Source organism: Bradyrhizobium sp. LA6.1, from assembly GCF_040547805.1.
Taxonomy (GTDB): domain Bacteria; phylum Pseudomonadota; class Alphaproteobacteria; order Rhizobiales; family Xanthobacteraceae; genus Bradyrhizobium; species Bradyrhizobium barranii.
In genome coordinates this window covers 67,664-79,323 of the sequence record NZ_JBEPQK010000009.1, presented here as the reverse complement: position 1 = coordinate 79,323, position 11,660 = coordinate 67,664, and the positions used below count along the sequence as shown (strand labels likewise).

The following is an 11,660-nucleotide window of genomic DNA, read 5'->3' as shown; positions in this document are numbered from 1 at the left end:
GTTACAAATCTATACCATAGGTGAACCCCAATGAAACTCCTCCATATCGACTCCAGCGTGCTCGGCCCCCACTCCGTCTCACGGCAGGTTTCCGCCGCCATCGTCGACCGTCTCAGGCAGGCGACGCCGTCGCTCGACCTCGTCTACCGCGATTTGACGCAGATTCCGCTCGCCCACCTCTCCGGCTCGCACCTTGCGGCCGCACAAGGCGCGCCGGCGCCGGCGGAACTCGGTCCCGACCTGGCCGCGAGCGCGGCCGTGCTCAACGAGTTCCTCGATGCCGATATCGTCGTGATCGGCGCGCCCATGTACAATTTTACGATCCCGAGCCAGCTCAAGGCCTGGATCGACCGCGTCCTGGTGGCGGGGAAAACGTTCAAATACGACGCGAACGGCCCGCAGGGCCTTGCCGGCAACAAGCGCGTGATCGTGGCGATCTCGCGCGGCGGCTATTACGGCCCGGGCACGCCGGCCGCCTCGCTCGAGCACCTCGAAACCTATTTGCGTGGCGTGTTCGCGTTCATGGGCATCACGAGCCCCGAATTCATCGTCGCCGACGGCATCCAGGTTGGCCCTGAGCATCGTGAGAAAGCGCTGGCCGGAGCGCTTCAGGCTGCCACCAGCCTGCAGGCGGCGTAAGACTTACGCCGACACCAGCCGCTGCCGGAGCCCGGCGGCGGCTGAGAATTCGACAGCGCTAAAACCAGGCGCCCTGAACGCCAAGAATGACGGCGACGAGCGAAATGAAAAGCCCGATGCCTGAGAAAAGTGCCACCCCGATGAACTCGGACGTATCGGAGTGCTTGGCTGGAATGGCGGAATGTTCGGTGTAAATACGTGGTTCTGAAATCGACGAAGAAATACGAGCTGCTTTTGACATCGCGGGCTCCCTGAAAGTGAGTCTTATGACCCTGCCCGCAAAAGGGTCTTGGCAGCGCAAGCGAAGGTTCAACGCCTCACGGAAGGTTCAGAGGAATACAGCCACCGAGGTGCAGGAACCGGCCGGCGCAACCGATGTCGTCGCGCCGACCGATTCAATTTTCGCAAACGTTGATCAGCCGCGATAGATCGGTGCGCCCGCGGGAGAGGCAACCGCGCCACCATCGACGAAGATCTCCTGGCCCTGGATGTGCCCGGCATCGTCGGAGGCGAGGAACAGGACCGTCTTCGAGATGTGATCCGGTTCAGCAATGCGGCCGAGCGGCGTGGATAGTCCAAGGCGCTTCTCGAACGCCTTCTCCGCTTCAGGCGTTGCGATCGCGGCGCCCCAGATCGGCGTGCGGGTCGCGCCGGGCGCAACGACGTTGACGCGGATGCCGCGCGGCGACAGTTCCGAGGCCATGATCCGCGCTAGCGCGCGCACGCCGGCCTTGGCGGCCCCGTAAGCGGAGTAGCCGGGAACGCCGAGCACGGAGATCACCGAACCGTTGAGGATGATCGAGGCGTTGTCGTTGATATAGGGCAGTGCCGACTGCACCGTGAAGAACACGCCCGTGAGGTTGGTGCTGATCACCTTCTCAAAGACATCCAGCGTCGTCGAGCCCAGCGGCGTGCTGCCGGGGATGCCGGCATTGGCGAACACGATATCGAGCTTGCCGAATTTTTCGGTGCCCTTCTTGATCGCCGCTTCAGTCGCGGCGACGTCGGTCGCGTCCGCAACCAGCGCGATCCCGTTCGGCCCGAGTTCCTTTGCTGCGGCCTCCAGCGTCTCCTTATTGCGCCCGGTGATGATCACCTTCGCGCCCTCGGCCACGAACAGCTTTGCCGTTGCCAATCCAATTCCGCTGTTGCCGCCGGTGATGAGTGCCGTCTTGCCGCTCAGTCTCATGCTCGCCTCTCCAGTAGTTTCATTATGAAACCGTATTGCAATCTAGGCGTATGGTTTTATGATGCAACCACACAAGCGCGTGATTGGCGCCGACATCGTGCGAATGTGGGGAGACCTCAGACGATGGTGAAACGAACGAGTTTTGAGGGTGACGGCTGCCCGGTCGCGCGGTCGCTGGAGGCGATCGGCGACTGGTGGACTCTGCTGATCATCCGCGAAGCGATGCTCGGTATGCGCCGCTTCGGCGAGTTTCAGGGCAAGCTCGGCATGGCCAAGAACATCCTGTCGGCGCGGCTGCGCTCAATGCTCGAACACGGCATACTGGCGACCGCCCCCGCCTCCGACGGCAGCGCCTACCAGGAGTATGTGCTGACGCCGAAGGGACTTGGCCTCTTCCCGATCCTGGTCGCGCTCCGGCAATGGAGCGAGGAGTTCGACGACACGCCCGAGGAGATCGACACCGTCATGGTCGATCGCGTCAAAGGCCGCCCGGTGAAGAAGCTCGAGCTGCACGCCGAGGATGGACGGTTGCTCAGCCTGGCCGACATCACGCTGAAGCCCCGACCGGCACCGCGGCGGCGGTCAGCCTGATCGCGGCACACTGCCACCACACCGTCATTGCGAGCGCAGCGAAGCAATCCAGGATTTCACCGCGGAGGGATTCTGGATTGCTTCGCTGCGCTCGCAATGACTGCGTTGGGGGGACTTGTACAAAATATCGACGGCGTCAAAGATGGCTGAACACCCCAAAGTGGCACCGCCATGCCCCTGCTCGCTATCGTCTATTTTTCCATCTCCGGCACCACCGAGAAGCTGGCGCATGCGTTGGCGCGCGGAGCGGATGGCATGGCAGACGTCGCGCTTTGCCGAATCACAGGCGACGACATCGTGTCAGGCCGGTTTCAGAATGAGGGGTTCCTGGAAACGATTGACGGCGCCGACGCGGTAGCATTCGGCAGCCCAACCTACATGGGCGGACCAGCGGCTCAATTCAAAGCCTTTGCAGATGCTTCAAGTGATCGATGGAGCCAGCAAAGATGGGCCAACAAGATCGCAGCCGGGTTCACCACGGGCGCCTGCGCAAGCGGCGATCAACTCCACACATTGACCTACTTCTCCATTCTCGCCGCGCAGCACGGCATGCTCTGGTGCGGACTGGATATTCCGGGTGGGGAGGATCTGAGTGGCCGGAATCGTTTAGGCAGTCAGCTTGGCTTGGCGACACACTTGGTCGACGCCTCGTTACCGCAGAGCGACCTCGGCACGGCCGAATATCTCGGCCGACGACTGGCGAGAATGGCGGGCCGTAGCGGCTGATCCCCTTGTCATTGCGAGCGCAGCGAAGCAATCCAGAATCCCTCTGCGGAAAGACTCTGGATTGCTTCGCTGCGCTCGCAATGACGACGTCGATGCAGCGCGCCCCCATATATCGCCGTCACCCTGAGGTGGCCGCTTCTTCAGCGGCCCTCGAAGGGCGACGGCCCGGCTGCGGCATCTCGGCCGCTCATCCTTCGAGGCTCGCTACGCGAGCACCTCAGGATGACGGATTGGATGGTGAGCGCCGCTACGACAGCTTGCGCTTGCTCCGCAGCCGCAGGTGCTCGTCGGCCTCCAGCTTGGTCATCCCCAGGAGATAATGCAGCACATCGAGCTTGTGGCGCTCGGCGAGCTTGCGCAACGCCCCGACCTGCTCGGCGATGAAGGCGACGGCCTCTTCGACGCCGCCCTCCCCTGGTTCCTCACCGCGCGAGCCTCCCGCCACGCCTGACGCGGCGCGCGCCCGTTTCTTTCCTGGCTTAGTCACCAGACCCCACCCGAATCCATGCCCCGGGAGGACTCTACGCCGACATTGACCGCAACTCCAAGGTGGTATTTTGCAACTTTCTCGATATGAAACTTTTCCCATTCGGGGTGCTTTCAACACCCCTCGATTTGACAGCGAGGGCCTCACCACCCATGTTCGGGTCGAAACGGCCGATCCGAATCTCATCGAAAGCGGCTCGTAATTTCCCCGTAAGTTACTGGAACTACATGAATATCGTCATTGTGGAGTCGCCGGCGAAAGCCAAGACGATCAACAAGTATCTGGGCTCGTCCTACGAGGTTCTGGCCTCGTTCGGCCATGTCCGCGACCTCCCGGCGAAGAACGGTTCCGTCGATCCGGACGCAAATTTCAAGATGATCTGGGAGGTCGACCCCAAGGCGGCCGGCCGGCTCAACGATATCGCCAAGTCCCTGAAGGGCGCCGACCGCTTGATTCTGGCGACCGACCCTGATCGCGAGGGCGAGGCCATCTCCTGGCACGTTCTGGAGGTGCTGAAGGAAAAGCGCGCGCTGAAGGATCAGAAGATCGAGCGCGTGGTGTTCAACGCCATCACCAAGCAGGCCGTCACGGACGCGATGAAGAATCCGCGCCAGATCGACGGCGCGCTGGTCGACGCCTACATGGCGCGCCGGGCGCTGGACTATCTGGTCGGCTTCACCCTCTCCCCCGTGCTCTGGCGCAAGCTGCCGGGCGCCCGCTCGGCGGGCCGCGTGCAGTCGGTGGCGCTGCGGCTGGTCTGCGACCGCGAACTGGAGATCGAGAAGTTCGTCGCGCGCGAATATTGGTCGTTGATCGCGACCCTGCTGACGCCCCGCGGCGACGCCTTCGAGGCGCGCCTCGTCGGCGCCGACGGCAAGAAGATCCAGCGTCTCGACATCGGCACCGGTGCGGAAGCCGAAGACTTCAAGAAGGCGCTGGAAGCGGCCGCCTACGCCGTGACCGCGGTCGATGCCAAGCCGGCCCGGCGCAATCCGCAGGCGCCCTTCACCACCTCGACGCTGCAGCAGGAAGCCAGCCGCAAATACGGCTTTGCGCCGGCGCACACGATGCGCATCGCGCAGCGCCTTTATGAGGGCATCGACATCGGCGGCGAGACCACCGGACTCATTACTTATATGCGTACCGACGGCGTGCAGATCGATCCGTCCGCGATCACCCAGGCGCGCAAGGTGATCGGCGAGGATTACGGCAACGCCTATGTGCCGGAGGCCCCGCGCCAGTACCAGGCCAAGGCCAAGAACGCCCAGGAAGCGCACGAAGCGATCCGCCCGACCGACATGTCGCGCCGCCCCGACAGCATGAGCCGCAAGCTCGATGCCGACCAGGCCCGACTCTATGAGCTGATCTGGAAGCGCACCATCGCGAGCCAGATGGAATCGGCCGAGCTCGAGCGCACCACCGTCGACATCACCGCGAAGGCAGGCTCCCGCACGCTGGAGCTGCGGGCGACGGGTCAGGTCGTCAAGTTCGACGGCTTCCTTGCGCTCTACCAGGAAGGCCGCGACGACGAGGAAGACGACGATTCGCGCCGCCTGCCCGCGATGAGCCCGAACGACGCGCTCAAGCGGCAGTCGCTCGCCGTCACCCAGCACTTCACCGAGCCGCCGCCGCGCTTCTCGGAGGCCTCGCTGGTCAAGCGCATGGAAGAGCTCGGCATCGGCCGTCCCTCGACCTATGCCTCGATCCTCCAGGTCCTGAAGGACCGCGGCTACGTCAAGCTGGAGAAGAAGCGCCTGCACGGCGAGGACAAGGGCCGCGTCGTGGTCGCCTTCCTCGAAAGCTTCTTCAGCCGCTACGTCGAATATGACTTCACCGCCAATCTGGAGGAGCAGCTCGACCGCATCTCCAACAACGAGATCTCCTGGCAGCAGGTGCTGAAGGACTTCTGGACCGGCTTCATCGGCGCCGTCGACGAGATCAAGGATCTGCGCGTCGCCCAGGTGCTCGACGTGCTCGACGACATGCTGGGCCAGCACATCTATCCGCCCCGCGCCGACGGCGGCGACATCAGGCAGTGCCCGAGCTGCGGCAACGGCCGGCTGAATCTCAAGGCCGGCAAGTTCGGCGCCTTCGTCGGCTGCTCGAACTATCCGGAATGCCGCTACACCCGCCAGCTCGCCGCCGACAGCGAGACCACCGCCGACCGTTCGCTCGGCCAGGATCCCGATACGGGTCGCGATGTCTGGGTCAAGGCCGGCCGCTTTGGCCCCTACATCCAGCTCGGCGAGCCCAAGGATTACGAGGAAGGCGAGAAGCCGAAGCGCGCGGGCATCCCGAAGGGCACCTCGCCGGGCGATGTCGAGCTTGAGCTTGCGCTGAAGCTGTTGTCGCTGCCGCGCGAGATCGGCAAGCATCCGGAGACCGGTCAGCCGATCACGGCAGGACTCGGCCGTTTCGGGCCGTTCGTGAAGCACGAGAAGACCTACGCCAGCCTGGAGAGCGGCGACGAGGTCTTCGACATCGGCCTCAACCGCGCGGTGACGCTGATCGCGGAGAAGGTCGCGAAGGGCCCGAGCCGCCGCTTCGGCGCCGACCCCGGCAAGGCGATCGGCGATCATCCGACGCTGGGCACCGTCACGGTGAAGAGCGGCCGCTACGGCGCCTATGTCACGGCAGGTGGCGTCAACGCGACGATCCCGGCCGAGTTCGAAAAGGACACTGTCACGCTGCCGCAGGCGATCGCGCTGATCGACGAGCGCGCGGCCAAGGGCGGCGGCAAGACCAAGGCGAAGAAAGCCGCGAAGCCGGCCAAGGCCAAGAAGGCTGCGGCGAAGGCCACCGACGGCGATGACGCCGCGCCGAAACCGAAGAAACCGGCCGCGAAGAAGGCGGCCAAACCCAAATCCGAATCCACCAGCAAGGCGCGCGCCGCCGTGTCGTCGACCGCAAAAACGTCGCCGACCAAGGCCGCCGCCCCCAAGGCTCCGGCCAAGAAGAGTGCCGGCAAGACCTAGATCAAGAATTAGAGGTTAAGTGAAACGCAAGAATGACCATGGCTTTCCCGACCGGAGCGCCATCGTCGCCTTCATCAAGGCAAATCCCGGAAAGGTCGGGACCCGCGAAATTGCGCGCGAGTTCGGCCTGAAGAACGCCGATCGCATCGAGCTCAAGCGCATGCTGCGCGAGCTCGCCGACGACGGCACCATCAAGAAAAAACGCCACAAGGTTTCCGAGCCGGACGCGCTCCCGTCGACGCTGGTCGCCGACATCACCGGCCGTGACAGTGACGGCGAGCTGATCGCCTCCCCCACCGAATGGGACGAGGTCGAAAGCGGCGAACCGCCGAAAATCCTCATCGTGATGCCGCGCCGGCCAAAGCCCGGCACCGCCGCCGGTGTCGGCGATCGCGCGCTGCTGCGCGTCGAGCGCTCGGACGAGAACGAAGGTCCGGCCTATCGCGGCCACATCGTCAAGGTCTTCGACAAGACGAAGAGCCGCATCCTCGGTGTGTTCCGCGAGCTTCCCGAAGGCGGCGGACGGCTGGTCCCGGTCGACAAGAAGTCCGCCGACCGCGAGCTGAACATCGCCGCGGCCGACACGCACGGCGCCCGGGACGGCGACCTCGTCAGCGTCGACATCATCCGTTCGCGCGCGTTTGGGCTGGCCTCGGGCCGGGTCAAGGAGAAGCTCGGCTCGGTCAAGTCGGAGAAGGCGATCAGCCTGATCGCGATCTACGCGCACGACATCCCCCTGCAGTTCCGGCCCGCGGCAGAGCGTGAAGCCGAAGCGGCAGAGCCGGCCAATCTGAAGGGACGTGAAGACTGGCGCGACGTGCCGCTCGTCACCATCGATCCGCCGGACGCGAAGGACCACGACGACGCGGTGCATGCGCAGCCCGATCCTGATCCGAACAACAGAGGCGGCTTCATCGTCGATGTCGCCATTGCCGATGTGAGCTTCTACGTGCGGCCGGGCACCGCGCTCGACCGCGACGCGCTCGATCGCGGCAACTCGGTGTATTTCCCCGACCGCGTTGTGCCGATGCTGCCCGAGCGCATCTCGAACAATCTCTGCTCGTTGGTGCCGGGCGAGCCGCGCGGCGCGCTCGCGGTGCGCATGGTGCTCGGCCCCGATGGGCGCAAGCGCTCGCACAGCTTCCACCGCATCCTGATGCGCTCGGCGGCGAAGCTGAACTATGCGCAGGCGCAGGCTGCGATCGACGGCCGGCCCGACGACACCACCGGCCCGCTGCTCGATCCGATCCTGAGGCCGCTCTATGCCGCCTATGCATGCGCCAAGCGCGCCCGCGACGAACGCGATCCGCTCAATCTCGATCTGCCCGAGCGCAAGATCCTCTTGAAGAGCGACGGCACGGTCGATCGCGTCGTCGTGCCTGAACGTCTCGATGCGCACAAGCTGATCGAGGAGTTCATGATCCTCGCCAACGTCGCGGCGGCCGAGATGCTGGAGAAGAAGTCGCTCCCGCTGATCTACCGCGTGCATGACGAGCCGACGCTGGAGAAGGTCCACGCACTCGCGGAGTTTCTGGAGACGCTGGACGTTCCGTTCGCGAAAGGCGGCGCGCTGCGCCCGGCTTTGTTCAACCGCGTGCTGGCGCAGCTCGAAGGCCACGACCACTTCCCGCTGGTGAGCGAGGTCGTGCTGCGCGCGCAGGCACAGGCCGAATACTCCTCCGAGAATTACGGTCATTTCGGCCTGAACCTGCGCCGCTACGCGCATTTCACCTCGCCGATCCGCCGCTATGCCGACCTCGTCGTGCACCGCGCGCTGGTCCGCGCGCTCGGCCTCGGCGAAGGCGCCCTGCCCGACAGCGAGACGCCGGAAAGCCTTGGCGAGGTCGCAGCCCATATCTCGGTGACCGAGCGACGCGCGATGAAGGCGGAGCGCGAGACCGTCGACCGGCTGATCGCCCATCACCTCGCCGACCGCATCGGCGCGAGCTTCCAGGGCCGCGTCTCCGGCGTCACGCGCGCTGGCCTGTTCGTCAAGCTCGCCGAGACCGGCGCCGACGGCCTGATCCCGATCCGATCCCTTGGCACGGAATATTTCAACTATGACGAGAGCCGGCACGCGCTCGTCGGCACGCGCAGCGGCACCATGCATCAGCTGGGTGACGTCGTTGACGTCCGTCTGATAGAAGCTGCTCCCATCGCAGGCGCGCTACGCTTCGAGCTGCTGTCGTCGACCGGCGAGACTGCGCCGCGCGGCCGCAGGCCATCCGGTCCGCAGCGCCGTCCCTCGTTCAAGGCGCATCCCGGACGCAGTCCGGCGAAGAAACACAAGCCGGCGAAGCAGAAGAAGCCCGGCAAGGGCAAGAAGGCCCAAGGCAAGAACAAAGGGAAAGGCAAGGGCCAGAAGGGCAAGGCATGGTGACGACGAGCACGGCCCCAAAGATCTGGACGCGCGAGACCGGTCTCGTCGAGAAGCGCGACGTCTGGACGGCCATGAAGCGCGGTTTCCGCAGCCGCTGCCCGCGCTGCGGCGAGGGCAAGCTGTTCCGCGCCTTTCTCAAAACCGCGGACAATTGCTCGGTCTGCGGCCTCGACTTCACGCCGCATCGCGCCGACGATCTGCCGGCCTATCTCGTGATCGTCATCGTTGGCCACATCGTGGTGCCCACGATCCTCTGGATCGAGACCAACTACACCACGCCCGTCTGGCTCAGCTTCGCGGCCTATCTGCCCTTCACCTTCGTCGCCTCGCTCGCGCTGCTCCAGCCGGTCAAGGGAGCTGTGGTCGGCTTGCAATGGGCTCTGCGCATGCACGGCTTTGACGAGAACCCTCCGGATGGTATTCCGCCGGTCTAAGCAAATAATCAAAAAGCGGTTTGGGTGAGGACATGACGGATACGTCGCAGGGAGCCGAGAAGGCCAAGATCCACGAGGGCAAGGAAGCCGACCACCATCCCTATTTCCGCCCCCGCGATGCGGCGACGCTGATCCTGGTCGATCGCAGCGGCAACATTCCAAAAGTCCTGGTCGGCAAGCGCCACGACAAGGTGGTGTTCATGCCCGGAAAGTTCGTCTTCCCCGGCGGTCGTGTCGACAAGGACGATTACCGCGTGCCGTGTGCTGCACCCATCACCGCCGAGCTGGAAGCCAATCTCGCCAAGGGCAGCCCGAAGACTCCGGCCTCGCGCGCCAAGTCGCTGGCGATTGCCGCAATCCGCGAGGCCTGCGAAGAGACCGGCCTCTGCCTCGGGCGTAAGACCGAGGGGAAAGCCAAACTCGAGGGCGCCTGGAAGCCGTTCGCGGATGCGGGCCTGCTGCCCGATCCCTCCAGCCTGTTCCTGATCGCACGCGCGATCACTCCACCCGGCCGCGTCAAGCGCTTCGATACCCGCTTCTTCACCGCGGACGCTTCCGCGATCACCCACCGCGTCGAGGGGGTGATCCATGCGGATGCCGAACTGGTCGAGCTGGTCTGGGTCGAGCTCGGCTCAAAGCCGCTCGCCGATCTGCATCCGATGACACGCAACGTGCTCAACGAGCTCGACACGCGCCTTGCCACCGGCCCGCTCCGCCACGATGCGCCGGTGCCGTTCTTCCATTTCTACGGCGGCAAGATGCAGAAGGATATCTTGGGCTGATCCAGCCGCCGAACTCTCCAGGCTCATTCACGCGATCAGCAAACTCAGCGCGGTACCTCTGAAGGCGCGGTCTTCGCTACCACCTTGTCCGTGGCCGATCGCCCATTGCTGCGGCCACGCCAGCTGATCCAGCCCTCGCGCCGTCGCAGAGGTGAAAGACGACCAGCGCGTGGAATCGTGACGACGGTACAAGAGACCGCCCGGACCCATGTCCGGGTAGATCGCGACGTGAATATCGAAACCCTCGCCCGCCGGAAGATCAGGTCCAAACCAATAGGTTGGGCTTCGCCCCGGCTCACGAGCAACGATGGCTGTCAGGGTTTGCCTCGGTCCCCGAAGCCCAAGCCAGAACGGCGCGATCGAACCCGGCGCGAAAGCCGTGAAAATCGTCTGGGCCGCTGCGACATCGGTCGCAGCACTTTGCCCCACGAGCCTCAGCTCGATCCGGCGCCCGCTTTCCACACATCCGCTAAACGGTGCTTCGACATCTCCGGGCCGCAGCTCTCTCCATTTGGCGGGATCAGGATCCGACAGCGGCCATTCCATCCTCTCCCTGACAACGCCGTCGGTATCGAGCACCTGATAACGCAGGCCTTCCTCGTCAAGCGCGGCTTGAACGCAATGCAGATACTCGACGCCTTCCGGCATCCTGTGAGCCGTTCCCGCGCCCGCAGTGCAGATCTGCAGGACACCGCGATGCGCCTGCACGTCGAAGGCGAGGATGTGGCTGCACAGATAGGCAAGCACGTTTTCGTTCACCAGGATGTCCCAGAACGGGCGGGCGTATTCGTGGCCGATCTCGCGCTGATACGTCCCGGTAAAGCCGTTGATCGGAAACACCGGATGATGACCAAGGACGAGCTTGTGTCGGGCGTCGCCATGCGCTCTGAGCGTTGTTTCGAGCCACGCGAGCTCGACATGGCCCTCGCCTCCCAGGCCGCTCCAGAGCGTGTTGACGAACACCATCAGGAGGTCGCCGCGCCGCACGAAGTAGGAGAGACCCGCCTGTCCCGGCGGTCCATTTTTCGGCAGCTCGAGCACTGCACGAAACACCGCCTCGCTCATCAAATCATAGGTCGTGTGATTGCCGGTTGTGTGCCACATCGGAATGGCCGCACGGTCGAGCCATGCCATTTCCGTATCCAGCCAATAGCGCCACTGCGCGCGGAGCGCGTCCGGATCCGGCGTCAGTCCGATGATTTCATCGCCCGGGAAGAGAACGAATTCAGGCTGCGGCCTCAGGCGTTGAACGACCGCATTGACCGAGGCGAAGGTCTTTTCGTGCAATCCGCCCGGCACGCCCGAACAGGAGTCGCCATACAACAGGAATTGGTGGCCCTTGCCGCGCGGTCGAAGCGCGGGAATGGAATTATTTGCTGAGGTCATGGCCTTCCATTGCGGTGTTCGGCCGCGAGGATGGCAATTTCCGCAACGGGTAGCAACAGGTCGTGGCTGGA

11 protein-coding genes are annotated in these 11,660 nt (G+C 64.4%); 7 read left to right on the top strand and 4 right to left on the bottom strand.

The window, feature by feature from the left end:
• Positions 1–30: 30 nt before the first annotated feature.
• Positions 31–639 (top strand): FMN-dependent NADH-azoreductase, encoded by a 609-nt coding sequence (locus tag ABIB99_RS22720; protein ID WP_014494708.1) that lies wholly within the window; start codon positions 31–33, stop codon positions 637–639.
• Between the two features lie 58 nt (positions 640–697).
• Here the strand turns inward: ABIB99_RS22720 and ABIB99_RS22715 are convergent, their stop codons facing one another.
• Both ABIB99_RS22715 and ABIB99_RS22710 read right to left on the bottom strand, forming a co-directional pair.
• On the bottom strand, positions 698–880 hold the full coding sequence (locus tag ABIB99_RS22715; protein ID WP_071917406.1) for a hypothetical protein: 183 nt from the start codon (positions 878–880) through the stop codon (positions 698–700).
• Positions 881–1,054: 174 nt separating this feature from the next.
• Entirely contained in the window at positions 1,055–1,828 is a 774-nt protein-coding gene (locus ABIB99_RS22710; protein WP_354177605.1) for an SDR family NAD(P)-dependent oxidoreductase, read from the bottom strand.
• A 123-nt stretch (positions 1,829–1,951) separates the two neighbouring features.
• Here ABIB99_RS22710 and ABIB99_RS22705 point away from each other — a divergent pair, with 123 nt between their 5' ends.
• Complete coding sequence (locus ABIB99_RS22705) at positions 1,952–2,419, top strand: winged helix-turn-helix transcriptional regulator (protein ID WP_063982808.1); 468 nt, start codon at positions 1,952–1,954, stop codon at positions 2,417–2,419.
• Positions 2,420–2,590: 171 nt separating this feature from the next.
• Positions 2,591–3,145 carry a flavodoxin family protein gene (locus ABIB99_RS22700; protein ID WP_247310064.1) on the top strand — a complete coding sequence of 185 codons (555 nt, stop codon included), beginning with the start codon at positions 2,591–2,593 and terminating at the stop codon, positions 3,143–3,145.
• A 247-nt stretch (positions 3,146–3,392) separates the two neighbouring features.
• On the opposite strand, the gene ABIB99_RS22695 is transcribed toward ABIB99_RS22700, so the two are convergent.
• Positions 3,393–3,632, bottom strand: coding sequence for a hypothetical protein (locus ABIB99_RS22695; protein ID WP_247310066.1), 240 nt, complete (start codon positions 3,630–3,632; stop codon positions 3,393–3,395).
• A 227-nt stretch (positions 3,633–3,859) separates the two neighbouring features.
• Here ABIB99_RS22695 and topA point away from each other — a divergent pair, with 227 nt between their 5' ends.
• Genes topA through ABIB99_RS22675 form a run of 4 tightly spaced genes read left to right on the top strand, consistent with a single transcriptional unit; the run spans position 3,860 to position 10,203 of the window.
• Positions 3,860–6,607, top strand: a complete 2,748-nt coding sequence (gene topA, locus ABIB99_RS22690) for a type I DNA topoisomerase (protein ID WP_354177604.1) — start codon at positions 3,860–3,862, stop codon at positions 6,605–6,607.
• Positions 6,608–6,626: 19 nt separating this feature from the next.
• Positions 6,627–8,987, top strand: coding sequence for a ribonuclease R (gene rnr, locus ABIB99_RS22685; protein WP_354177603.1), 2,361 nt, complete (start codon positions 6,627–6,629; stop codon positions 8,985–8,987).
• Entirely contained in the window at positions 8,981–9,421 is a 441-nt protein-coding gene (locus tag ABIB99_RS22680) for a DUF983 domain-containing protein (RefSeq protein WP_354177602.1), read from the top strand. Before rnr ends, ABIB99_RS22680 begins: the two co-directional genes overlap by 7 nt.
• A 32-nt stretch (positions 9,422–9,453) precedes the next feature.
• On the top strand, positions 9,454–10,203 hold the full coding sequence (locus ABIB99_RS22675; protein WP_354124241.1) for an NUDIX hydrolase: 750 nt from the start codon (positions 9,454–9,456) through the stop codon (positions 10,201–10,203).
• A 27-nt stretch (positions 10,204–10,230) separates the two neighbouring features.
• Here the strand turns inward: ABIB99_RS22675 and ABIB99_RS22670 are convergent, their stop codons facing one another.
• A complete protein-coding gene (locus ABIB99_RS22670) occupies positions 10,231–11,589 on the bottom strand; it encodes a metallophosphoesterase family protein (RefSeq protein WP_354177601.1) in 1,359 nt (452 codons plus the stop codon).
• Between the last annotated feature and the right edge of the window lie 71 nt (positions 11,590–11,660).

Bases quoted from the DNA above. Each gene is read 5' to 3' on its own strand.
- ABIB99_RS22720 (WP_014494708.1), top strand. From the start codon at position 31: ATGAAACTCCTCCATATCGACTCCAGCGTGCTCGGCCCCCACTCCGTC.
- ABIB99_RS22680 (WP_354177602.1), top strand. From the start codon at position 8,981: ATGGTGACGACGAGCACGGCCCCAAAGATCTGGACGCGCGAGACCGGT.
- ABIB99_RS22675 (WP_354124241.1), top strand. From the start codon at position 9,454: ATGACGGATACGTCGCAGGGAGCCGAGAAGGCCAAGATCCACGAGGGC.
- ABIB99_RS22700 (WP_247310064.1), top strand. From the start codon at position 2,591: ATGCCCCTGCTCGCTATCGTCTATTTTTCCATCTCCGGCACCACCGAG.
- ABIB99_RS22715 (WP_071917406.1), bottom strand. From the start codon at position 880: ATGTCAAAAGCAGCTCGTATTTCTTCGTCGATTTCAGAACCACGTATT.
- ABIB99_RS22705 (WP_063982808.1), top strand. From the start codon at position 1,952: ATGGTGAAACGAACGAGTTTTGAGGGTGACGGCTGCCCGGTCGCGCGG.
- ABIB99_RS22710 (WP_354177605.1), bottom strand. From the start codon at position 1,828: ATGAGACTGAGCGGCAAGACGGCACTCATCACCGGCGGCAACAGCGGA.
- ABIB99_RS22670 (WP_354177601.1), bottom strand. From the start codon at position 11,589: ATGACCTCAGCAAATAATTCCATTCCCGCGCTTCGACCGCGCGGCAAG.
- topA (WP_354177604.1), top strand. From the start codon at position 3,860: ATGAATATCGTCATTGTGGAGTCGCCGGCGAAAGCCAAGACGATCAAC.